At 60.9% G+C, this 21,729-nt stretch carries 21 protein-coding genes, 1 tRNA gene and 1 pseudogene; 13 read left to right on the top strand and 10 right to left on the bottom strand.

Annotated features, from left to right (window positions below):
• Window positions 1-51: 51 nt before the first annotated feature.
• Complete coding sequence (locus NVV72_00320; GenBank protein MCR6657843.1) at window positions 52-711, bottom strand: hypothetical protein; 660 nt, start codon at window positions 709-711, stop codon at window positions 52-54.
• 474 nt (window positions 712-1,185) lie between these two features.
• Window positions 1,186-1,275, bottom strand: a tRNA-Ser gene (locus NVV72_00315).
• Between the two features lie 234 nt (window positions 1,276-1,509).
• Here NVV72_00315 and msrA point away from each other — a divergent pair.
• Window positions 1,510-2,139, top strand: coding sequence for a peptide-methionine (S)-S-oxide reductase MsrA (gene msrA / locus NVV72_00310; protein ID MCR6657842.1), 630 nt, complete (start codon window positions 1,510-1,512; stop codon window positions 2,137-2,139).
• A 97-nt stretch (window positions 2,140-2,236) separates the two neighbouring features.
• Here the strand turns inward: msrA and NVV72_00305 are convergent, their stop codons facing one another.
• Window positions 2,237-3,064, bottom strand: a complete 828-nt coding sequence (locus tag NVV72_00305) for an NAD(P)H-hydrate dehydratase (GenBank protein ID MCR6657841.1) — start codon at window positions 3,062-3,064, stop codon at window positions 2,237-2,239.
• Window positions 3,061-3,513, bottom strand: coding sequence for a hypothetical protein (locus tag NVV72_00300; protein ID MCR6657840.1), 453 nt, complete (start codon window positions 3,511-3,513; stop codon window positions 3,061-3,063). Before NVV72_00300 ends, NVV72_00305 begins: the two co-directional genes overlap by 4 nt.
• A gap of 63 nt (window positions 3,514-3,576) precedes the next feature.
• Between NVV72_00300 and dctA the strand changes: the two genes are divergently transcribed.
• From dctA to NVV72_00275, 5 genes are all read left to right on the top strand, one after another.
• Window positions 3,577-4,857 (top strand): C4-dicarboxylate transporter DctA, encoded by a 1,281-nt coding sequence (gene dctA, locus NVV72_00295; protein ID MCR6657839.1) that lies wholly within the window; start codon window positions 3,577-3,579, stop codon window positions 4,855-4,857.
• 94 nt (window positions 4,858-4,951) lie between these two features.
• Window positions 4,952-5,734 carry a glycine zipper 2TM domain-containing protein gene (locus tag NVV72_00290; GenBank protein ID MCR6657838.1) on the top strand — a complete coding sequence of 261 codons (783 nt, stop codon included), beginning with the start codon at window positions 4,952-4,954 and terminating at the stop codon, window positions 5,732-5,734.
• Window positions 5,735-5,852: 118 nt separating this feature from the next.
• Window positions 5,853-7,109 carry a hypothetical protein gene (locus NVV72_00285; GenBank protein ID MCR6657837.1) on the top strand — a complete coding sequence of 419 codons (1,257 nt, stop codon included), beginning with the start codon at window positions 5,853-5,855 and terminating at the stop codon, window positions 7,107-7,109.
• Window positions 7,042-7,254: a hypothetical protein gene (locus NVV72_00280; protein ID MCR6657836.1), complete on the top strand. Its 213-nt coding sequence runs from the start codon at window positions 7,042-7,044 to the stop codon at window positions 7,252-7,254. The genes NVV72_00285 and NVV72_00280 overlap by 68 nt, the downstream gene beginning before the upstream one ends.
• Window positions 7,255-7,317: 63 nt before the next feature.
• A complete protein-coding gene (locus tag NVV72_00275; protein ID MCR6657835.1) occupies window positions 7,318-7,725 on the top strand; it encodes a response regulator in 408 nt (135 codons plus the stop codon).
• Between the two features lie 235 nt (window positions 7,726-7,960).
• Here the strand turns inward: NVV72_00275 and NVV72_00270 are convergent, their stop codons facing one another.
• Entirely contained in the window at window positions 7,961-8,212 is a 252-nt protein-coding gene (locus NVV72_00270; protein ID MCR6657834.1) for a hypothetical protein, read from the bottom strand.
• A 49-nt stretch (window positions 8,213-8,261) separates the two neighbouring features.
• Window positions 8,262-8,465 carry a cold-shock protein gene (locus NVV72_00265; GenBank protein MCR6657833.1) on the bottom strand — a complete coding sequence of 68 codons (204 nt, stop codon included), beginning with the start codon at window positions 8,463-8,465 and terminating at the stop codon, window positions 8,262-8,264.
• A gap of 1,054 nt (window positions 8,466-9,519) precedes the next feature.
• Between NVV72_00265 and typA the strand changes: the two genes are divergently transcribed.
• The 4 genes from typA to NVV72_00245 all read left to right on the top strand — a co-directional run bounded on the left by typA (window position 9,520) and on the right by NVV72_00245 (window position 13,174).
• Window positions 9,520-11,358, top strand: a complete 1,839-nt coding sequence (typA, locus tag NVV72_00260) for a translational GTPase TypA (GenBank protein MCR6657832.1) — start codon at window positions 9,520-9,522, stop codon at window positions 11,356-11,358.
• Between the two features lie 275 nt (window positions 11,359-11,633).
• Window positions 11,634-12,290, top strand: coding sequence for a hypothetical protein (locus NVV72_00255; protein MCR6657831.1), 657 nt, complete (start codon window positions 11,634-11,636; stop codon window positions 12,288-12,290).
• A gap of 96 nt (window positions 12,291-12,386) precedes the next feature.
• Window positions 12,387-12,779 (top strand): hypothetical protein, encoded by a 393-nt coding sequence (locus NVV72_00250; GenBank protein MCR6657830.1) that lies wholly within the window; start codon window positions 12,387-12,389, stop codon window positions 12,777-12,779.
• Window positions 12,780-12,811: 32 nt separating this feature from the next.
• On the top strand, window positions 12,812-13,174 hold the full coding sequence (locus NVV72_00245; protein MCR6657829.1) for a hypothetical protein: 363 nt from the start codon (window positions 12,812-12,814) through the stop codon (window positions 13,172-13,174).
• Here NVV72_00245 and NVV72_00240 read toward each other — a convergent pair.
• Window positions 13,161-13,733 carry a hydrolase gene (locus NVV72_00240; GenBank protein ID MCR6657828.1) on the bottom strand — a complete coding sequence of 191 codons (573 nt, stop codon included), beginning with the start codon at window positions 13,731-13,733 and terminating at the stop codon, window positions 13,161-13,163. The two genes, NVV72_00245 and NVV72_00240, sit on opposite strands and share 14 nt — an antisense overlap.
• A gap of 85 nt (window positions 13,734-13,818) precedes the next feature.
• Window positions 13,819-14,355: a superoxide dismutase family protein gene (locus NVV72_00235; protein ID MCR6657827.1), complete on the bottom strand. Its 537-nt coding sequence runs from the start codon at window positions 14,353-14,355 to the stop codon at window positions 13,819-13,821.
• A gap of 183 nt (window positions 14,356-14,538) precedes the next feature.
• On the opposite strand from NVV72_00235, the gene NVV72_00230 reads away from it, so the two are divergent.
• The 3 genes and pseudogenes from NVV72_00230 to NVV72_00220 all read left to right on the top strand — a co-directional run bounded on the left by NVV72_00230 (window position 14,539) and on the right by NVV72_00220 (window position 18,359).
• Window positions 14,539-14,715 (top strand): hypothetical protein, encoded by a 177-nt coding sequence (locus NVV72_00230; protein MCR6657826.1) that lies wholly within the window; start codon window positions 14,539-14,541, stop codon window positions 14,713-14,715.
• Window positions 14,712-16,538: a DUF885 domain-containing protein gene (locus NVV72_00225; GenBank protein MCR6657825.1), complete on the top strand. Its 1,827-nt coding sequence runs from the start codon at window positions 14,712-14,714 to the stop codon at window positions 16,536-16,538. The genes NVV72_00230 and NVV72_00225 overlap by 4 nt, the downstream gene beginning before the upstream one ends.
• 17 nt (window positions 16,539-16,555) lie before the next feature.
• Window positions 16,556-18,359: pseudogene (locus tag NVV72_00220) on the top strand (DUF885 family protein).
• Window positions 18,360-18,386: 27 nt separating this feature from the next.
• Here the strand turns inward: NVV72_00220 and NVV72_00215 are convergent.
• Both NVV72_00215 and NVV72_00210 read right to left on the bottom strand, forming a co-directional pair.
• On the bottom strand, window positions 18,387-19,070 hold the full coding sequence (locus NVV72_00215; GenBank protein MCR6657824.1) for a response regulator: 684 nt from the start codon (window positions 19,068-19,070) through the stop codon (window positions 18,387-18,389).
• Window positions 19,067-21,679, bottom strand: a complete 2,613-nt coding sequence (locus NVV72_00210) for a sensor histidine kinase KdpD (protein ID MCR6657823.1) — start codon at window positions 21,677-21,679, stop codon at window positions 19,067-19,069. The genes NVV72_00215 and NVV72_00210 overlap by 4 nt, the downstream gene beginning before the upstream one ends.
• Window positions 21,680-21,729: the final 50 nt, after the last annotated feature.

Below are 21,729 nucleotides of genomic sequence, written 5' to 3'. Positions count from 1 at the left end.
GAAAGTCGATATCGCGGCTTAACGTGCAATAGCTCGCCACAATGATATTCGTCAGCATTCTCTCCACTCATGTACTTCCTTTGCAATCACTCCGGCCATATCAACTTTAAAAAGTTGAGGCGAAGCGGTTTGATCACAGGGAACCGCGAGCCTGAACTCCTGCTGCGTCCTAAATCTTTCAGGCTTTCTAAAGGGGCTTAAATGCCTGTCCAATTCATGGATATCATTTGGTCCAAAGTTACGATTTGCATATTCAACATTGCCAGTAGACCCCATAGTTCTTCCACTTCCCTGACTCATAATTGCTTTGTGCAATGCCTCCATAAATATCTCGGGCGTCGAAATCTCGACACATGCGTCATATTTCGGATCAAGATCAGCGGCTATTTCAGGCAAGAGTTCACGAGAAGCGCAGAAGACATAATGGTTAGGACACTGAAATATTATGGCTGGCCGGGTACTGTTTCCAAACTCTATAGTTAATCCTCGGATGCCTATTACAGGCTCCGACCCAATCACGGCCGTGCCAGGTCCACCTAAGCCAATACGACCTTCATAATCGTCTGCCTTATTTTTTCCATGCTCTGCTTTGTTAAAATCCACTAGCGTTCCTACCATAACGGCATTCCCGCTTATGAAATCCGCGACGTACCTTGCCTCCATGAATTTAAACAGTTTTCTTGGAAAAGGCTGATAATTGATAAGGGGCATTTTTCTTCGACTGCATGTGCGTGCGATCACATCCTATCAGTCTCGAAAATGGCCTGCCACACCGAATTTCGGTCTCTGTAAACTCAAATGGTCAAAATTCATAACGATCCAAATCAGCGCATAAAACGGCCAAATCAAACAAGTTCCACTCGATGGATCTAGTGGATGTTTTCCGGCGGGGCTTTTTTCGCATGTGCTTAGTCGCCGCGTGCAGGCTGGGGGTGCCCGTTTATTCCCATTCACCCCCATAAATAATGTGAGGTAGAATGTTCGTTGGCTGTCCGGGTTTTTGTTAATTTGTTGAATTTTAAAGAATTTTGTTTATGGGGCGGACAGGGAGGGATTGGCTGCGCTTCGCTCCGCCGAAACCTTCGCTGTGCTCGGTTTACGAACCCGGCATTTTTCCAGTACCGAGCGGTTCTGAACCCCGTTTTCCGCCATTAAAAAAGGCCCCCTTGCGGGAGCCTTTTTTAATGGCGGACAGAGAGGGATTCGAACCCTCGGTACGCTTGCACGTACACACGCTTTCCAAGCGTGCGCGATCGACCACTCCGCCATCTGTCCATCCATCAAGCCGCACCAGGTCGGTGGTGCGCGGAAGGCGGCCTTTATACCCATGCTTTGCGAATGAGCAAGCCTAGTTTGCCTCTTACCACCGCTTTTTTTGTAACTATATTGGCGGCAAAGCGTAATATAAGTCTCCAAATCCCCTTATCAGGGGATTTGGCAAGGGCAAGCGCCCGCCGCCGCCTTTGCGGCGAGCCCGGCGGCTCTTGAGCCATAATAAAGGAAAACACCATGTTCGGCCTTAAATCCCAGATGATTTCCGCCAACCAGGCCCTGCCGGGCCGCAGCGAGCCCATACCGACCGAAGAAACCCATTTTGTGCTGCATACACCGCTGAAGGGGCCTTATCCGGCCGGCATGGAAACGGTCGTCTTCGCCATGGGCTGTTTCTGGGGCGTCGAGCGCAAGCTGTGGCAGCAGGAAGGAGTCTACGTCACTGCCGCCGGTTATATCGGTGGCTATACGCCCAACCCGACCTACAAGGAGGTCTGCACCGGCCAGACCGGTCATACCGAAGGTGTGCTCGTGGTCTTCGACCCGAAAAAGATCAGCTTCCAGCAATTGCTGAAGGTTTTCTGGGAAAGCCATGACCCGACGCAGGGCTATCGCCAGGGCAATGATATCGGCACCCAGTACCGTTCGGCAATCTTCACCACCTCCGAGGCGCAGTATGATGCCGCCGTCAGCAGCAAGGCGGCGTTCCAGAAGTCGCTGAATGCGCTCGGAAAGGGTCTGATCACCACGGAGATTGAGCCGGAAGCGCCGTTCTATTTCGCTGAAGGCTACCACCAGGGTTATCTCGCCAAGAATCCGGAAGGCTATTGCGGTCTGAAAGGCACCGGCGCCGTCTGCGCCATCTGATCAGCGGTTTAGAGCACTTTCCGAAAAGTGTAACGCACTTTTCGGATTAAAAAGTGTGGTACAGTAAAGAGTTAGAGTGCTTTCCGATCTGATCAAATCAGATCGGAAAACGCTCTAACTGACGCAGCACCTGCGGCACCATTTCGCTCAGGTCTTCCGAAATCAGGCCGGGGCCGAACAGGCGCGCCGCTTCGGCGTGTATCCAGGCGGCGGCGCAGGCGGTTTCAAAAACCTCCATGCCCTGCGCCATCAGCCCGCCGGCGAACCCCGCCAGCACATCACCGGAACCGGCGGTGGCCAGGGTCGGCGGGGCGTCGCGGTTGATGACAAGACGGCCATCCGGCGCGGCGATGACCGTATCACGACCCTTCAACAACACCACCGCGCCACTGGTCTTTGCGGCCCGCAAGGCATCGTCTTCGCGGTGGGTAACCTTGCCGAACAACCGGGCAAACTCGCCTTCATGCGGTGTGAGCAGGACCGGCGAACGGATGGCGTCGAAAAGCTGCGACGGATCGTTCTTGAAAACGGTCAGGGCATCGGCATCGAGCACGCAGGCTCTTTGGGCTTTCAGCGCCGCCAGCACAAATGCCTTTGTCCGGTCATTGACGCCCGCCGCCGGCCCCATAACGAGCGAAGTGATGCGGGGATCACTGATCAAGTCTGCAAAGGCGGCCTCGTCCTTCACCGGCTTGGTCATGACCGCTTCCAGCGCCGTGGCATAGACCATCAAGCTCGATGGATCGCAGGCCACCGAAACCAGCCCGGCCCCGATCCGCAGCGCTGCCCGCGCCGCCAGCCGCGCCGCACCCGTGCTGGCCACAGGCCCGCCGAGCACGACACAGTGTCCGCGATCGTACTTGCTGCCGTCCGTCTTGAGGGCGGGCAGGGCGGAAAGCCAGGGGGCAGGGGTGTTATCGGTCATAGGAAGGGTATGATCTCTTTCAGTGCCGTGGAGTCAACCTGTCCATATCTCGGTGTCAGTCCAACTTGTAATCGCATCCAGTCCTCCATCATCGCCGCCTGCTGCTCATAACCGTAATCAACATAGGCCCGGCCATCGATCCGGTAATGATAATGCCCGCGTTCGCGCCAGACATAGCGCATAAGAGTCATGCCGCTTTCATATTGCCAGACATGGACGAGTTCATGCGCCAGCAGGCTCATGGCGGCCGAACTGCCGCTCATATCCGCAGGCAGGTGAGGCCAGAAAATCCGGCGGCCGCGCACCACGATTTGCGGGCCGCGCCCGATAAACTGCGCCAGCCAGGATACCCAGTGGTGGGCACTGACCAACCGCACCTCCGCAAAAGGCACGGCAGCCAGCAACCCTGTCGGCAGGGCGTTGATCTCGGCAGCGGTGAGCGGGCGCATTTGAACCATTGTGACGAAGCCTAACCGCTTATACAGTGTGCGCCAATGATAAACGGGGCGGCCATGCCAGAGAATAAGAAACCCTTCTACCGTCATCTCTATGTGCAAGTGCTGTTCGGCGTGATGCTTGGCGCGGCCATCGGCCTGATCTGGCCGGAGGTGGCGGCGCAGCCTTGGGTGAAGGCGCTGGGCGACGGTTTCGTCAAGCTGATCAAGATGACCATTGCCGTACTGATCTTCTGCACGGTTGTCTCCGGCATCGGCCAGGTGGCTGAAGCCAAGCAGGTCGGTCGGGTCGGCGTCAAGGCCATGGTCTATTTCGAGGTGATCTCGACTTTCGCGCTGATACTCGGCCTGATCGTCGCCAATGTCATCAAGCCGGGCGCCGGTATGCACGCCGCCGGCAATGCCGCCGCCGTGGCGAAATACGTCGCGCCGGAAACCCACGAAACCCTGGTCGATTTCTTCCTGCACCTGATCCCGGATACCTTCCTGAGCGGCTTTGCCGAGGGCAATATCCTGCAGGTGCTGCTGGTGGCTATCCTGACCGGCTTGGCCCTCCAGCGTATCGGTCCGCCGGTGCAGGAAATCCGCAACCTGATCGACCAGGGAAGCCAGATCATCTTCGATATCATCACCCAAATCATGAAGCTGGCGCCGATCGGCGCCGGCGCGGCCATGGCCTATACGCTCGGCAAGTTTGGCGCGGCGGCGCTGGGATCGCTGCTGATGCTGATCGGCACCTTTTACCTGACGGCTATCCTGTTCGTTGTTGTCGTGCTTGGCATCGTTGCCTGGTTGTGCGGCTTTTCGATTTTCCGCTTCGTCGCCTATATCAAGGATGAACTGCTGATCGTGCTCGGCACCTCGTCCTCGGAAAGTGCCCTGCCGAACCTGATGCGCAAGATGGAGGCGCTCGGCTGCTCCAAGCCGGTGGTGGGGCTGGTGATCCCGACCGGCTATTCGTTCAATCTTGACGGCACCAATATCTACATGACCCTGGCCTCGCTGTTTATCGCCCAGGCCCTGGGTTATGACCTCAGCCTGATGCAGCAACTGACCCTTCTGGGCGTGGCCATGCTGACTTCGAAAGGCGCTTCCGGCGTCACCGGCGCGGGCTTTATTACCCTTGGCGCGACGCTTGCCGTGGTCAATCCGGCGCTGGTGCCCGGCATGGCCATTGTACTCGGCATCGACAAGTTCATGAGCGAATGCCGGGCGCTGACCAATTTCATTGGCAATGGTGTGGCCTGCGTCGTCGTTTCGCGCTGGGAAGGCGAACTGGACAGGGCCGCGCTCAGGGCCGGCCTGCATCGCAATGCGCTGGAAATATCGGCCGAATAGGCCAATTCCCGCCGCAAGCGCGCCTTATTGCATACTTATACTTATGGGTTCAGGCTGGCAGGCAAAGGCTTTGCGCCTGGAGGAGAACCTTGAGATGACACAGCACAAGAAATATCTGGCGCCCTCGCTGGCCGTGCTCGGCCTGATGGCGGCCACCCTGGCCACGCCCTTCGCGGCTCACGCCCAGTATGACACACGATCCTATGATGGTTATTGTTACGCCAAAAAGGACAATGCCGGCACCAATGGTGCGGTGATCGGCGCCGTGGTCGGCGGCCTGGCCGGCAGCCAGGTATCGAAGCACGAACGCGGTCTCGGTACGGTCGGCGGCGCAGTGCTCGGCGGCGTGATCGGCAACCAGGTCGGCAAGTCGTCGGTGAAGTGCTACAACGGCGCCTATTACGCCTATCGCCAGGGGCAGTATTATTCGCCACCGGCGGCGCCCGATGGCTATCAGGTACTTTACTTCCGTGACCGTCCGCAAAGCGGCTATTACGACAACGTCTATTATGATGCGCCATCGAGCCGCTACAGCCAGTCGGACGACAGCGGATACAACACCGTTCCCTACAGCGACAACAGCGACTACCAGTCCCGGCCTTACGATAATAATGGGTCGGATCGGCCTTATGTCGATGACCGGTATAATTCCGGTTCGCAATATGGTTCCCGCCGCCCGTATAATGCCGACGAAGGCTGGCGCGACGACCAGGGCCAGTGGCACTATGGCCGTCCGCGCGCCGTAGGCTGGCAGGATGATGACGGCCGCTGGCATATCGGCCAGGTGGTCGCCTATGGCTGGCGTGACCGTGACGGCGGCTGGCACGAGGAATCGTCCAGCTATTCCAGCAGCAGCTATTCAAGCTCCGGATACTAACAGGAAGGCGGAAGGTGGGGACATCTTCCGCCTTTATCGTCTTCACCTGCGAGCCCTTTTATGAAAAGGTGGGGGCAGACGGCGCGCCAATGACGCCGTCATTTGCCCGGAGGATATCATGAAAGCGGTTGTCAGCGTCGTTTTGGGTCTCTTTTTGTTAGCGCTACCAGGGGCGGCGCCGGCCGAAACCATTACCGCTGAGCAGGACCACCGCAACATGATGGACCAGCTTGGTATCCAGACCCTGCGGCCAGGTCCGAACGGCGATGAAAAGGCGCCGGACCATGCCAATTATGACGAAGCCAGGGCCAATCCCTATCCCGACTGGCCGGATATCCTGACCCTCGACAATGGCCGGAAGGTCACTACGGTCGATGACTGGTGGCAAAAACGGCGGCCGCAGATTGCCGAAGCCTTCGAGCGCGAGGTTTATGGCCGTATCCCCGCAAATGTGCCTGCCGTGACGTGGCGTACCACCGAAAGCGAGGCGGAAACCCTGCTGGGCACAGACATTCTGGCTTCGCGCCTGGTGGGGCGTGTCGATAATTCGGCTTATCCGGCGATCGGCGTTGATATCGACGCCGTGCTGATCTTGCCGGCGAAGACGAAAGCCCCGGCGCCGGTGCTGATCATGTTCAACTGGGGGCCGGCCCAGTTCCCGGCGCCGAAAGTGCCGCCCGCGCCGCCGAAAGACCTTGACCCACGCATGGCGGGCTTTCTGGCCGCGGCGCAGGCCGCCAATCTCGACCGCATCCACCAACTGGTGGCCGATGGCTGGGGCGTGGTTATCCTTAACCCGACCAGCTACCAGGCCGATAACGGCGCGGGCCTGACTCAAGGCATCATCGGCCTCGTCAACAAGGGCCAGCCACGCAAGCCGGACGACTGGGGCGCGTTGCGTGCCTGGGCCTGGGGCGCCGGCCAAGTGTTCGATTATCTCACCACCCGGCCGGAGGTGGATAAATCGCACATCGGCATCGAGGGCGTGTCGCGCTACGGCAAGGCGGCGCTGGTCACCATGGCTTTCGATCAGCGCTTTTACATGGGGCTGATCGGCTCTTCCGGCGAAGGCGGGGCCAAGCCGCACCGGCGCAATTTCGGCGAGGCGGTCGAGATCCTTGACCGGTTCCGGCGAATATCACTGGATGGCCGGCAACTTCCTCAAATATGGCGGGCCGCAGACTGCCGGCGACCTGCCGGTGGATTCCCACGAACTGATCGCCCTGGCGGCGCCGCGACTGGTCTTTATCTCCTACGGCGTGCCCGAACAGGGCGACGCCAAATGGCTGGACCAGCAGGGCAGCTATATGGCGACCGTGGCGGCCGGCAGCGTCTGGAAGCTGCTCGGCGCGAAGGATCTTGGCGTCGGCAATGACTACAAAACCGCCGTCATGCCACCGCCGCTGACCGACCTGCTGGATGGCCAACTGGCCTGGCGTCAGCACACCGGCGGCCACACGGATGCGCCGAATATCGCCAGCTTCATCGCCTGGGCGGATCGAAACATGGGCCGCCAATAGCCATCCCGTACTGAACCTTTACATGCGCCGGGCTATGTTCGCGGCAGTGTAAAAGGGTGCCGCATGAGCGAACTCAGTCCCAAGACAAACCGTCTGGTCCTTGTGGCCGATGACAATGACGAGACTGCCTTCGTCATCGAATCCATGCTGGACCTGCTGGATTTCGGCGTCGAGCGCGCGCGCGACGGCCGCGAGGCGCTGGAGATGTCGGGCCGTTCGGCCTATGCGCTGATCCTCATGGATATCGAGATGCCGGTCATGGACGGGCTCATGGCCACCAAGGCGATCCGCGGCCAGGAAGGTGAGGGGCTGGTGCCGCCGGTGCCGATCGTGGGGATCACCGGACATTCGGACATGGGCACGCGCCGGCTGTGTCAACTGGCCGGGATGGACGAGGTGTTGTGCAAGCCGTTCCTGATGGAGCAGCTTGAAGAGATCGTGACGGCGGTTTCGGTCAAGCGGGTGAACTGAGGGGTTAAAAAGCAAGAAACCCCACCACCACGCCCTCTGGGCGCGGTCCCCCTCCCCAATAAATTGGGGAGGTATGATATTTCTTATACCTCCCTGGCTCTGCCGGGGAGGGGGGCCGACGCGCTCTTGCGCGTTGGTGGTGGGGTTTCTTGTTTATTCAGAGCGGACGGGCGTCGGCCAGAGCGCGATCGCGAAAGGCCGTCCGGCAAGTCTTTGGTCTGCGGGTAAATTGGGGTCAGGTAAAGCGAACCTGGGCCGCGCCGCCCGCCGTGAAGATGGCCAGCATGGCCTGACGGACCGAGTTATCGGCTTCGGTGCGCGACTGGAAAACGCCCCAGAAGGCGGCGTTACGCGAGACCTGCCAGGATTTGCCGCGCGGCAGGATGCAAAAGCGAACGGGCACGACCTGGTGCTTCAGTCCGGTTTCGCCGGCGGTCGGCCAGATGTCGTCCCAGCGCAGGGCCGCCAATGAAAGCTTTTGTGTCATGATATGCGTGCGCAGGTCCGGCGTGGCCGAACCTGGCCCTTTCCTTTGCTCAGACGGTGCTGAGATCAACCGCGGCGTTCTTGCCGCGCTCATTGACGATCTGGTAGGCGATCGACTGGCCTTCGTTCAGGCTGCGCAGACCGGCCTTTTCGACTGCCGAGATATGGACGAAGACATCGCCGCTGCCGTCTGTCGGCTGGATGAAACCAAAACCCTTGATCGGGTTGAACCACTTAACTGTACCGTTGGCCATGGGGGGCTCCTTGAAGATCGCACGATCGTGCGGTTATGCGGCGCGAGAATGCGCGGCACGGTCCGAAATTTGCGATGCTTGAGAGAAGGCCTGAGCGTGCAGACAAGTCAAAGGTCTGGTTTCGAATATATTTCAGGGTCTCATATATGGGGTTTAATAGCAATAAAATTCGCTATTATTGAAGAAATATTTGCAGGATGGGCTCAATATATGAAGGCGTATTTCAAAATATACTTTTTGATCTGGCGAAATAAATAAGATTTCGATGTGGAGCGGCGGCGGTCATTTTGGCTTTATTTGCACGTGGCGCGCCAGGCTCGCGCCGCCGCTTCAGGGCAATGGCGTCGGTCTCTTCGCCGGTTTCCGGCGCGCTGTCGGTGTCGAGGCCGGCCTCCATCCGGGGGGATATACCGGCATCCTCTCAAGATCTTCCACCACCTGGGCCATACCCGAAAGCAGCACAAGCTGTTGCGGCTATTGCCGCTCTTGAAATTGCAAAGGATGCTATAGCAAAAGCGGAGAATACGATCCGACAGCTTAACAAGTGAATTTATTACGGATCAGGGAGAGCTAAAGCTCTCCCTTTATTCTATATCCGATGGTTCGCTATTTGTATTATGTAAATAGGCGCTTGTAAGCACCTTCCGGGTGCAGGGGCCGTGCCCCTGCCTGCCTCTCGCACCCGCGAAAAATAGTTTGGCGGGTGGTCTGGCCTTTTGGGCCGGTTTCGGTTATACGGCGCGCAAATCTATAGACACCTCCACCTCGCAGCCTCTCCGAATTCGCAGAGGCTTTTTTGGCATCCGGAGCGGGAAGGGCCTTATGCCCCCTCCGTCGCTTCGCGCCACCTCCCCCGCTTCGCAGGGGAGGAGAGGGAAGCAAGATACCCCACCACCACGCCCTGACGGGCGCGGTCCCCCCTCCCCAACAAGTTGGGGAGGTATAAACAGAAGCCGCCCTGACCTGTTGGGGAGGCTTAAGATGAAAGCCCCCTCCGGCGCTTCGCGCCACCTCCCCCGTAAACAGGGGAGGCGAAACAGTTTAAAGGCCCTTTATGAATCTGCGTAATATCGCCATCATCGCCCACGTTGACCATGGCAAGACCACTCTCGTTGACGCCCTGCTGGCCCAGTCCGGCGTTTTCCGCGCCAATGAAGCGACCGTCGAGCGCGCCATGGACTCAAACGACCAGGAGCGCGAGCGCGGCATCACCATCCTCGCCAAGTGTACCTCCGTTCTGTGGAACGGCAAGGCGGGCGAGACCCGCATCAACATCATCGACACGCCGGGCCACGCCGACTTCGGCGGCGAAGTGGAACGCATCCTGGGCATGGTTGACGGCTGCGTCATCCTGATCGACGCCGAGGAAGGCGTCATGCCGCAGACCAAGTTCGTGCTCGGCAAGGCGCTGAAGCTGGGCCTGCGTCCGATCCTCTGCATCAATAAGGTCGACCGCCCGCACGCCGATCCGGACCGCGTCCACAATGAAGCCTTCGACCTGTTCGCCGCCATGGGCGCGACCGACGAGCAGCTTGATTTCCCGCACATCTACGCTTCCGGCAAGAACGGCTGGGCGACGATGGACATGAATGTGCCTTCGGATAACCTGGGGCCGCTCTTCGACCTGATCGTGGAACATGTGCCGGCGCCGAAGGTGGTCGAAAACAAGGACAAGCCGTTCCAGATGCTGGCCGTTCTGATCGAATCCGATCCGTTCCTCGGCCGCGTCCTGACCGGCCGCGTCAATTCGGGCCGCGCCGTTCCGGGCCTGGCCATCAAGGCGCTGAACCGCGACGGCGTTGAAATCGAGCGCGGCCGCATCACCAAGGTGCTGGCCTTCCGCGGCCTGAAGCGCCAGCCGATCGACGAAGGCACCGAAGCCGGTGACATCTGCGCGATTGCCGGCCTTTCCAAGGCGACCGTGGCCGATACGCTGTGCGACATGAGCCTGACCGACGCGCTGCCGGCGCAGCCGATCGATCCGCCCACCATCTCGATGACCGTTTCGGTCAACGATTCGCCGCTGGCCGGCAAGGAAGGCACCAAGGTGCAGTCGCGTGTTATCCGTGAGCGCCTGCTGCGTGAAGCCGAATCGAACGTCGCCATCCGCGTGACGGAAACCGACGAGAAGGACGCGTTTGAAGTGGCCGGCCGTGGAGAACTGCAACTGGGCGTGCTGATCGAAAACATGCGCCGCGAAGGGTTTGAAGTGGCCATTTCGCGTCCGCGCGTGGTCTTCAAGAACGATCCGGAAACCGGTGAGAAGCTGGAGCCGATCGAAGACGTGGTGATCGACGTTGACGAAGAATATACCGGCGTGGTCATCGAAAAGCTCTCCGCCCGCAAGGCCGAGCTGAAGGACATGGGGCCTTCGGGCGCCGGCAAGACGCGCATCACCTTGAAGTCGCCGTCGCGCTCGCTGATCGGGTATCAGGGCGAGTTCCTGACCGATACGCGTGGCTCCGGCGTGCTGAACCGTGTGTTCTCGCACTATGAAGGCTATAAGGGCCTGATCGACCAGAACCGCAAGGGCGTGCTCGTCTCCAACGGCGACGGCGAAACCGCGGCGTTTGCGCTGTGGAAGCTGGAAGAACGCGGCACCATGTTCGTGGGCGGCGGCGAAAAGACCTATATGGGCATGATTATCGGCGAAAATTCGCGTACCGATGACCTCGACGTCAACCCGATGAAGACCAAGCAGTTGACCAATATCCGCGCCTCGGGCACGGACGAAGCCATCCGCCTGACGCCGCCGCGCCGTCCGACGCTGGAACAGGCGATCGCCTATATCGAAGACGATGAACTGGTGGAAGTGACGCCGAAGTCGATCCGCCTGCGCAAGAAGGAGCTGAACCCGTCGTTCCGCAAGAAGCGCGTTAAGGCAGACGCCTAAGCATCGATCTTTGGTCGATTAGGGCGTCGGTTTCGCTGGCAGGTACCAGATATACCTGCTGGCGCTCACCTCCTGCTACTCGACTCAAATCTCTCGCTTATCATTAAACGGCCCCAGGCAACTGAGGCCGTTTTTTTATGGTCGGAGCCGTAATCCCGAAATGACCGCCGTCTTGATTGCGGTCAAACCGGCCGGCCCTCCCTTCCATTAGAAATACCTCCAGAGTTTGCGGCATTTTGCCGACCGGCGGTATTCACGCATGAAAGGAGAAAGGCATGTCTTTAGCCAAATTATGGATCATTCCGGCAATATTGATGGTAGCGGTGGCGGGTGAACCCGCGCAGGCGCAGGCGCAGGGCGGCGGCGGCGGCGGCGGCGGTAGTGGTGGGGGTGGTCAGGGGCGCGGCGGGGCAATGAACATGCCCATGGGGACGCGTACCACCGACCAGGACCGGCTCAAGGACCAGGACAGGCTTAAGGACAAGGACAGCCTCAAGGACCAGGATCGGCTCAAGGATCAGGACAGGCTTAATGATCAGGATCGTTTGCGCACGGATCAGGCTCTGCGCGACCAGATCAGCAACTGGAGCCTGCTGACGAGCGAGGAGCGCTCGCGCTTTCACCAGGAAATGCAGCAGGCATCGACGGATGCGGACCGCACGCGCATCCGTAACGAGCATCGCAATATCATAGCAGAACGGGCGCGCGAACTGGGTGTTGATGCGCCGTTTGGTCCGGGCTCGGGGGCCGGACCTGCGCAGAATCGCTATCTGATGTCACTGCTGCTCACCGATCAGGAACGCTTACAGTTTCATGAACGGATGCGCACGGCAGGCAGCGACGCCGAGCGCGACCGCATCCGCAATGAGCACCGGGATATGGTGCATTCGCGCGCCCGTGAAATGGGCATTGACGTACCTGACGGATTTTAGAGCGCAGGCAGGAGAGTTTTGCCTGTTGACTTTATCCACAGAATGGAACAAAATAAGAACATTGGGGCGTGGCTGTTCCCTTGAGGATGTTTCATCATGCTGGATACCAAAACCTATATATGTCCGCCGCAGGTGAAGGATTTGCCGCGCGACACCCGGATTGGCGCCACCTGCCGGAGCTGCGGGCGGCAATGGAGCGAGAACGTGCAGGGGCTGATCGACAGGCACTTAGGCGTGGAATTTGTCGACCTGCTCGAATGGAAATACCGCTGCCGAGATGAGACGTGCGGCGGCATGGTGCGGATCGCCATCAATGGCGAGGCGCCGGTCCTGCCGCCGGTCGCGCCACGGGTATCCGTACTGGCGCGGCCGAAGCGGGCGGAACGGCCGCTTTATCCGGTCAAGGCGGTGGTCAAGCCGCGGCTGCGGATCGCGCCGGTCATTCCGGCGGCGAAGCGGCAGTTGTCATTGCCATTGGTTCCGCATTGAGTTTTTAGGGCGGGGCGGCTTAGGGTGCGGGCATGAGTAAAGCGCCTGTTTCCAAGCCCCGTCCTGCTGCCGCCTGGTGGCGTCTGCTGGCGGCTTTTGTGTTTGTGGCCGTGCCAGCAATCAGTCTGCCGCTGTTTATCAGCCATCTCTATGCGGTGCGGCCGCACGTAACCGATGCGCCCGGCGGGTTTGTGCTGCCGCATTACCGGGACGGCGTGACCTGGTATTTCGGCCATTCCGACGAGATGCTGATCCGTGGCCTGTCCTTCTGGCTGTTGGCGGCGGTGGTCCTGCTGCTGTTTGTCGGCGGCCAGATGATCCGGCGGCGCCTGAAGCAGTGGCTGAAGCCGCCGGTAGTGGATGCGCCTGACGACGAACCGGTCAGGCCAGCCTGACCTCTTCGCTTTTGACCACGCGCGCAATACGCGGGAAAATGTACTTGAATGCCGCCGCGTGGGCCTCGGCGGCATTAGTGGTGCAGGCGTCTTCTACCACGACCAGGCTGTAATTGCGTTCCCAGGCGTCGCGCGCGGTGGATTCGACGCCGATATTGCTGGCGATACCTGCCAGCACGATTGTCTGGATGCCGCGGCGGCGCAGGTGCAGCTCGAGGTCCGTGCCGTGGAAGGCGCCCCAGTTGCGCTTGTGTATGATGATATCGCCGTCCTGTTTCAGACCATCGACAAATTCATAGAAAGCCGGTGGCAGGCCATCGGCCGGCAGTGGCGCCGGCTGGTCAACCGCCTGGTTCAGGGCGTCTTTGTAGTCCTTCGCCCAGTAGACGTGAACGAGGAAAACCGGGCTGCCGGCGGCGCGAAATTGTGCGGCCAGGGATTTGGCCCTGGCTAGCACGTCGGTGCTGTCATGGGGCGCGCGGCCGGGTGTGGCGATGCCCTTTTGCAGGTCGATCAGAACGAGGGCGGTGGTGCCGGGATCAAGCGGGGGGAGGGACATGGCGCGGCCTTACAAATGATCTGCCCCCCGGACGCCTCTGTCTTAGCAAAAGGCGGCGGTGGTGGTCCACCGCCTTTTCATCAAACTATTGCAGGGCGGCGCAGGCGACACGGACGCCGGCGCCGCCGATCGGCTGGGTGGTGTAGTCATCCGCCATGGCGTGAATGACCACGGCGGAACCGTCGCTATCCATCAGGGCGGGCAGCTTGCCGCCTTCGCGGGCGCTGACGAAGCTGGAATAAACCTCCGCCGTGGCGGTGCCGTCGGCATTGGCGAAGATATTGGGCAGGTCGCCGGCGTCATTGGCGTTCGCATTGAGCAGGCCGTGGGTGACAGGCGTCATATTATGGACGTGGCCGCCGGCCGAGGCGAATTTCTCATCCGAGCAGGCGCCTTTTTCATGGAAGTGCATGGCGTGCCAGCCGGGGGTAAGCCCCTTGGCCTCAACGCGCAGGATGACGCCGTTCGGCGCCGGTGTGATGGTGACGCTGCCCATATCGGCACCCTCAGGGCCGGCCAGTTTACCAGTGAGCGTATCCGAAGCGGGTGCGGGGGGCGTCGATGTTTGCGCCAGCACCGGTGTGGCGAGCAGGGCGAGGGCGGCGAGGCTGTAACGGATCATGCGTAGGCTCCCGGTTTTGCGAACGATTCTGAACAAGGCGTTCGTAGCATCTGTGGCATAAGGAAACCATAAGGGAATGATGCGGCGGATCGTCAGATGACAAACTATTCATGTGCGGGCGGTTGCGGGCGAGACAAGTTCGGCATAGGTTCGCCGTCATAATAAACCATAAAGTGGGTTCTTATGATCGATCGTCGTTTTCTGGTGGGCGCCTTGGGCGCCCTGCTGGGCCTGACCGCCACCGAAGCCCTGGCCGCCGCCAAGAAGAAAAAACCGGCCGCGAAGAAGACTTCGGGCAAGAAAAATCAAGCAAAACGACGAAGAAATCCAGGGGCAAGGCCGCACCGAAAAAGGCCGTGAAGAAGGCGCCGCCCCCAAAGCCGGTGGAGCCGCCGCCCCCGCCGATCCCCGATGTGACGCCGCCGGAAGTGGCCCAGGCCCTGACCGCGGCCTTCGGCGCGATATTGCGCGATATGCTGCTGGCCTCGCCGGTTCTGGCCACCTATGCCGGGCTCGACAAGCCGGAATATGGCGAATTCGCCGCCCTGAAAGCGAAGCTCGATGACCGCAGCGCCACCGCGCAGGCGGCGCATGTCACGCGGCTGCAAAGGGCGGTGGATCGACTGAGCGCCATTCCGCGCGACCAACTGGCGGCGACTGATCGGGTCAATTATGACGCCGTGCTGTGGGACAACAGCAATCAACTGGCCCTGGCGCGCAATTTTACCTTCGGCGACAGCGCGCCCTGCGGCGGGTCGTGGAGCGGCGGGTTCCCCAATCCCTATGTCATCAGCCAGCTTTCGGGATCGTGGCAGTATATTCCGGACTTTCTCGATAGCCAGCATACCATTGAAAATGCCAGTGACGCGCAAGCCTATCTCAGCCGCCTGTCGGCCTGGGCGGGGGTGCTCGATCAGGAAACGGCGCGGGCGAAAGCCGATTTCGCGCGCGGCGTGGTGCCGCCCGATTTCATCATGAGCAAGACGATCGCGGCGCTGACCGCTCTGCGCGACGCCGATCCGGCGACCTCCGGCCTGGTCACCTCGCTGGTGACGCGCACGGCGGCCAAGGGGATTGCTGGTGACTGGCAGGCGCAGGCCACAGCCATTGTTTCAGGTTCGGTGAAGGAGGCGCTTGGCCGCCAGGTCGATGCCCTGACGGCGCAGCAGAGTGTGGCGAAGCATGATGCCGGGGTGCTGAACCTGAGCAATGGCCGCGCCTATTATGATCAGTGCGTCAGGCTCAATACGTCTTCGAGCCTGACGGTGAAGGACATCCACAAACTGGGCCTGCAAAAGGTCAGCGAGATCACCGCCGAACTGGAGACGCGGTTCCGGGCGATGGGGCGCACGCAAGGCACCGTGGCCGACCGCATGAAGGCCATGTACAAGGACCCGCAGTATCTTTATGCCAATGACGACGCCGGCAAGGCGAAGCTGCTGGAGGACCTGAACGCCAAGGTCAAGGCGGTGCAGATCCGCCTGCCGCAATGGTTCGGGGTTCGGCCCAATACCCGGGTGCAGGTCAAGCGCGTGCCGGTGACGACCGAGGCCGGGGCGCCGGGCGGCTATTACAGTCCGGGATCGGTCGACGGGGCGCGGCCGGGCATGTATTACATAAATCTGCGTGATATTTCCGAGCTGCCGAGCTGGACACTGCCCACGCTCACCTATCACGAAGCCATTCCGGGCCACCATCTGCAAGGCACGATCCAGCAGGAGACAAAAGGGCTGCCGATGCTGCGCAAGCTCTCCAGCTTCAATGCCTATGTCGAGGGTTGGGCGCTCTACGCCGAGCAACTGGCCGGTGAGATGGGCATGTACGACACCGACCCCGCCGGGCGTATCGGCTATCTGCACGATGCCCTGTTCCGCGCGGTGCGGCTGGTGGTCGATACCGGCATCCACGGCGCCGGCTGGAGCCGCGAACAGGCGATCACCTACATGATGGATACGGCCGGCAAGGCGCAGGGCGAGGCGACGGCTGAGGTCGAGCGCTATTGCGTCTGGCCGGGTCAGGCGCTGGGCTACATGGTCGGCAAGCTCGAATGGCTGAAGCTGCGCGATGCCGCCAAGGCGAAGCCCGGCTTCGATATCAAGCGCTTCCATGATGTCGGCCTGACCTGCGGCGCCGTGCCGCTGGATGTGCTGGATGATGTGTACAAAACGGCTGGAATGATTTGATGAAAAAGGGAAATAATATGATCAATCGTCGTAATCTGCTGGCCGGCGGCTCCGCCCCGGCGGCCGTGGCGGTCACCGCCTGCTCGAAGCCGGCGGCGAAGGCCGCCGATCTCAATACGCTGTTCCAGTCGATGTACGACGAGACGGTGGCCAATTCGCCGATGCTCGCCACCTCGCTGGGTCTGGACAAGGACAAGCTGGCCCCGCTGAAATCGAAGCTCGACCCGGCCACGCCGGAAGAACGCGCCCGCCTGACCGCCTATTACGAAAAGTCGGCCACCGCCCTGAAGGCCATCGATCGCAATACGCTCTCCGGCATGGACCGCATCAATTACGACACCGTGCTGTGGGATACCGAAACCACGCTGGAGGGCTATAAGAGCTTCAAGTTCGGTGATGGCGGTACCTACTGGGGGCCGTACCCGATCACGCAACTGACCGGCAGCTATCAGTATGTGCCGGACTTCCTCGACAGCCAGCACGCGATCGAGACCAAGGATGATGCCGACGCCTATCTCAGCCGCCTGAACCAGTATGCCCAGTTGCTCGACCAGGAAACGGCACGCTTCAATGCCAGCATCGCCGACGGCATCGTGCCGCCCGACTTCGCCCTGCAAAAGGCGATCCGGCAGATGGAGACGCAAAGCAGCACCAAGGCCGACGCGTCGCCGCTGGTGCAATCGATCGTCAACCGCACCAGGGGACAAGGCCATTGCCGGCGACTGGTCGGCGCCCGCGACCAAGGCGTACCAGGAGGCCATCCTGCCGGCGCTCGGCCGTCAGATCGAGGCGCTGAAGGCCGCCCTGCCGAAAGCGACGCATGACGCCGGCGTCTGGCATATTCCGAATGGCGACGCGCGCTATGCCTTTGGTGTCAAGGCCAATACCTCGACCACGCTGACGCCGGATGAAATCCACCAGATCGGCCTCGACAAGGTGAAGGAAATCTCGGCCGAGATGGACGCCATCATGAAGGCGCAGGGGATGACGAAGGGCACGACCGGCGAGCGCCTGGCGGCCATGCACAAGGATCCGAAATTCTGGTACGAAAACACTGACGCCGGCAAGGACAAGCTGCTGGCCGACCTGAACAAGCAGGTCGAGGTCGTTTTCGCCAAGCTGCCGCAGTTCTTCGGCGTGCTGCCGAAATCGAAGGTGACGGTCAAGCGCGTGCCCAAGGCGACCGAACTGGGTGCGCCGGGCGGCTATTATCAGGGGGCTTCGCTCGATGGCAAGCGTCCGGGCGCCTATTACATCAACCTGCGCGACACGAAGGAAGTGCCGAGCTGGACCCTGCCGACGCTCACCTATCACGAGGCCATTCCCGGTCACCACATGCAGATTTCCATCCAGCAGGAAAACAAGAACCTGCCGGAACTGCGCAAGATTTCGGGCTTCAACGCCTATATCGAGGGCTGGGCGCTCTATGCCGAGCAACTGGCCGGCACCGATATGGGCATGTACGCGACCGATCCGTTCGGCCATATCGGTTACCTGAGCGATGCCATGTTCCGTGCCTGCCGCCTGGTGGTCGATACCGGAATGCACGCCAAACGCTGGAGCCGCGAGCAGGCCATGGCCTTCATGATGACCAATCTCGGCGATTCCAACGAGACCGAGATCGAGCGCTATTGCGTCTGGCCGGGGCAGGCCCTGGGCTATATGGTCGGCAAGATCCAGTGGCTGAAGCTGCGCGCAGCGGCCACAGCCAAGGCTGGGACGGCCTTCGACATCAAAAAGTTCCACGATACTGGACTTCTGTGCGGCGCCGTGCCGCTCGATGTACTGGAACAGGTCTATAAGGATGCGGGCCTGATCTGACGAAGGATGGTGGCGGGCCTTACCGCCTCATATCTTCAGCCGGTAGCCGATACCGGGTTCGGTGATGATAAAGCGCGGCGACAGCGGATCGTCGTTCAGCTTTTCGCGCAGGTGCTGGGTATGGATGCGCAGATAGTGGTTCTGCTCGGTTGAATGCCGTCCCCAGACCTCTTTCAGCAGATAGGCGTGGGTCAGCACCTTACCGGCGTTCTTGGCCAGCACACTGAGCAGCCTGTATTCGATCGGCGTCAGGCGGACCTCTTCGCCATCCAGCGTCACGCGCCGCGCGGAGAGGTCGATGCTCAGGCCGTCAAAATCATAGGTATGGCCGACGCTGTTTCCCACGCGCTGGGCGTGGCGCAGGGCTACCTTGATGCGCGCCAGCAATTCGCCGGCGGCAAAGGGCTTGGTCAGGTAGTCGTCGGCGCCGTTTTCCAGCGCCAGCACCTTGTCGGCCTCCTGCTCGCGGGCAGAGACGACGATGATCGGCACCTGCGACCACTCACGGACATCGCGGATGAAATCCTGGCCGTCCTGGTCGGGCAGGCCGAGATCGAGGATGACGACTTCGGGCCGTTGGGCGATGAGCTTTTGCAGGCCCTCGTGGGCCGTTTCGGCCTCCAGCGGCGTGAAGCCGTTGGTATTGAGCGTGGCGCGCAGGAAACGGCGGATTTCGGTTTCATCTTCGATGATCAGGATCGTGGCGGTCATATTTGATCCTTTGCCGCTTCGCTGGCTATTGGCAGAGTGAAGATAAAACTGGCGCCACCGGTCGGATTGTTCTTAGCATAGATCAGGCCGCCGTGCGCCTGGATGATTCCGCGGCAGATGGCCAGGCCCAGGCCCGTGCCGGAATGGCTGCGGTCGGATTTCTCGCTCTGGCGGGTATGGAATTTCTCGAAGATCTGGTCTTCCTCGCCGGGTTTCAGACCGTTGCCATCGTCCGATACCCGCACACGCACCCGGTCGGCGTCGTTTTCGACCGAGATCAGGATAACGCCGTTGGCGGCCGTATGCGCGAAAGCGTTTTCCAGCAGGTTGAGCAGCACCTGTTCGATCAGGGCGCCATCGATCATGACCATCGGTATCTGGCCATTGATCTGGGTGCGGACCTGGCGGTTTTCCTTTTGCGGCTCCACGCGGCTGATGGCGGCACCGATGATTTCCTGGATCAGATAGGGCTCGAAATTCAGCCTGAGTTGTCCGGACGTTATGGCCGCCATTTTCAGCAGGTTGGTGACGAACTTCTGCAGGCGTTGCATCTGGCCCCACAGGCCCGTCAGTTCGTCGACCGCCTCGCGCGGCAGCTTCTTGCGTTGTTTCAACAGGGTGGAGATGCTGTTGTTCATCACGGTGAGGGGCGTGCGCAGGTCATGCGACAGCGAGGCCAGAAGCACATTGCGCAGCTTCTCGTTTTCGCTTTCGATGCGCGATGTCTCGGCCTCATCGGCGCGCTGGGCGCGTTGCAGGGCGCTGGCGATCAGGCTGGCTATGGTCTCGAAAACGAGAATGTCGGCGCCGGTAAAGGCGCGGTCGTCCGGCGGTGTCAGGCCGAGCACGCCGAGGGTTTTGTTCTCGGCGATAAGCGGCAGGTAGAGGCCGCGCGCAGAGGGCAGGGTATCGGTGCCGCGCCCGGCGATCTGGCCATTGGCCGCCACCCATTGCACCGCACCGCTTTCCCTGATTTCGCTCTCACCTGCCGGAAAGGCCGTCAGCACCTTGTCCTCGCTCACCCATAAACGCACCTCGGCATTGAGCGCCGGCGCCAGGTGGCGGGCGGTCACCTCGGCCATGGCGGCATAGCCGCGCACCGAGGAAAGGCCGCGCGTCAGGTCGTAGAGCAGGCGGGTTTCCTGTTCGCTTTTGCGCGCCATGCGGGCGTGCAGGGAGAGGCGAGCGGTCAGGGAGCCGACGATCAGCGATGTGGCCAGCATGAAACCGAAGGTGAAATAGTAATGCGAGTCATAGAAGCTGAAGGTGTAATAGGGCTGGGTGAAGAAGAAATTGAAGGCGGGCAGGCTGATCACCGAGGCCAGCACGGCGGGGCCAATGCCGAAGCGCGCCGCGGCGATGACCACGCCGGTCAGGTAGAGCAGGGCGAGATTGTCGGGATCGGTGACGCCGCGCAGGGGAAAGCCCAGGGCGGTCACGACCGCCACGACCAGGGCGGCATAGACATAGTCCATCCACGGCACGATCAGCGGCGCGGCCAGACCTGCGATTGAGCGAGGACGCGCGGCTTCAGAGCGATCGGCCGGCATATAGTCGGCGCTGAGGGTGGTGATTTCCAGCCCGTCGCCGCGTTCGATCAGCTTTTGCGACAGCGACTTGCCCCAGCGCCGCCAGAGGGGCACCTTGCGATTGCCGACCACAACGCGGGTAAAGCCGTTTGCTGTGGCGTAGGTGATGATGGTGGTGGCGGCATGGGTGCCGTTCAGCCGCACCACCTGGGCACCCATGCGTTCGGCCAGGCGCAGATTATGCTCGACGCGCAGGCGGCCTTTCCGGTCAAGCAGTTCGTGGCGGTCGGTCTGTACATAGAGCGCGGTCCACGGCGACTTGGAACGGCCGGCCATGCGGCGGGTATGGCGGATCAGGCGGCCGGAAAAACTGTCGGGCCCGACCAGCACCAGCACCTTTTCGGAGAGCGCGGCTTCACCCTGACCGGTGGCGGCGCTCAACTGGTCATTCTGGGCGTCCACCCGTTCGGCGGTGCGGCGCAGGGCCAGTTCACGCAAGTGCCCGAGATTGGTCTTTTTGAAAAAGTTTTCGGCGGCGCGGGTATTGGCGCCTTCGGCGACATAGACCTTGCCATCGGCCAGACGCTTCAGCAGTTCATCGGACGGAATATCGATCAGGGCGATATCGGCCGCTTCGTCAAACACGCTGTCGGGTACGGTTTCCTTCACCCAGACGCCGGTCAGGCGCGCCACCTGGTCGTTAACGCTTTCGAGGTGCTGGACATTGAGGGTGGTATAGACGTCGATGCCGTTGTCGAGCAATTCCTCGACATCCTGCCAGCGCTTGGGATGGCGCGAGCCCGGCGCATTCGTGTGGGCGAACTCGTCCATCAGGATCAGCGAAGGCCGGCGGGCAAGCGCCGCATCGAGATCGAATTCATGAACCTTGACGCCGCGATGATCGATTTCCAGCCGGGGCAGGATCTCCAGCCCTTCCGTCAAGTCCCTGGTTTCGCTGCGGCCATGGTGCTCGATGACGCCGATCAGCACGTCACGGCCTTCCGCCGCCAATCGCCGGGCTTCCGAGAGCATGGCGTAGGTCTTGCCGACGCCGGCCGAGGCCCCGAAGAAGATCTTCAAGGCACCACGCGCGAGGCGGCCCTCGTCGGCATTGACGAGGGCCGAGGAGC

The sequence above is a fragment of the Asticcacaulis sp. genome (genome assembly GCA_024707255.1).
Classification (GTDB): domain Bacteria; phylum Pseudomonadota; class Alphaproteobacteria; order Caulobacterales; family Caulobacteraceae; genus Asticcacaulis.
Note: the sequence above shows the minus strand (reverse complement) of the source record. Positions and strands in the feature narration are given on the sequence as shown.

Bases quoted from the DNA above. Each gene is read 5' to 3' on its own strand.
- msrA (MCR6657842.1), top strand. From the start codon at position 1,510: ATGTTCGGCCTTAAATCCCAGATGATTTCCGCCAACCAGGCCCTGCCG.
- NVV72_00265 (MCR6657833.1), bottom strand. From the start codon at position 8,465: ATGGCCAACGGTACAGTTAAGTGGTTCAACCCGATCAAGGGTTTTGGT.
- NVV72_00280 (MCR6657836.1), top strand. From the start codon at position 7,042: ATGGCGACCGTGGCGGCCGGCAGCGTCTGGAAGCTGCTCGGCGCGAAG.
- NVV72_00300 (MCR6657840.1), bottom strand. From the start codon at position 3,513: ATGCGCCCGCTCACCGCTGCCGAGATCAACGCCCTGCCGACAGGGTTG.
- NVV72_00235 (MCR6657827.1), bottom strand. From the start codon at position 14,355: ATGATCCGTTACAGCCTCGCCGCCCTCGCCCTGCTCGCCACACCGGTG.
- NVV72_00245 (MCR6657829.1), top strand. From the start codon at position 12,812: ATGAGTAAAGCGCCTGTTTCCAAGCCCCGTCCTGCTGCCGCCTGGTGG.
- typA (MCR6657832.1), top strand. From the start codon at position 9,520: ATGAATCTGCGTAATATCGCCATCATCGCCCACGTTGACCATGGCAAG.
- NVV72_00320 (MCR6657843.1), bottom strand. From the start codon at position 711: ATGCCCCTTATCAATTATCAGCCTTTTCCAAGAAAACTGTTTAAATTC.
- dctA (MCR6657839.1), top strand. From the start codon at position 3,577: ATGCCAGAGAATAAGAAACCCTTCTACCGTCATCTCTATGTGCAAGTG.
- NVV72_00215 (MCR6657824.1), bottom strand. From the start codon at position 19,070: ATGACCGCCACGATCCTGATCATCGAAGATGAAACCGAAATCCGCCGT.
- NVV72_00240 (MCR6657828.1), bottom strand. From the start codon at position 13,733: ATGTCCCTCCCCCCGCTTGATCCCGGCACCACCGCCCTCGTTCTGATC.
- NVV72_00285 (MCR6657837.1), top strand. From the start codon at position 5,853: ATGAAAGCGGTTGTCAGCGTCGTTTTGGGTCTCTTTTTGTTAGCGCTA.
- NVV72_00250 (MCR6657830.1), top strand. From the start codon at position 12,387: ATGCTGGATACCAAAACCTATATATGTCCGCCGCAGGTGAAGGATTTG.
- NVV72_00290 (MCR6657838.1), top strand. From the start codon at position 4,952: ATGACACAGCACAAGAAATATCTGGCGCCCTCGCTGGCCGTGCTCGGC.
- NVV72_00255 (MCR6657831.1), top strand. From the start codon at position 11,634: ATGTCTTTAGCCAAATTATGGATCATTCCGGCAATATTGATGGTAGCG.
- NVV72_00305 (MCR6657841.1), bottom strand. From the start codon at position 3,064: ATGACCGATAACACCCCTGCCCCCTGGCTTTCCGCCCTGCCCGCCCTC.
- NVV72_00275 (MCR6657835.1), top strand. From the start codon at position 7,318: ATGAGCGAACTCAGTCCCAAGACAAACCGTCTGGTCCTTGTGGCCGAT.
- NVV72_00270 (MCR6657834.1), bottom strand. From the start codon at position 8,212: ATGACACAAAAGCTTTCATTGGCGGCCCTGCGCTGGGACGACATCTGG.
- NVV72_00230 (MCR6657826.1), top strand. From the start codon at position 14,539: ATGATCGATCGTCGTTTTCTGGTGGGCGCCTTGGGCGCCCTGCTGGGC.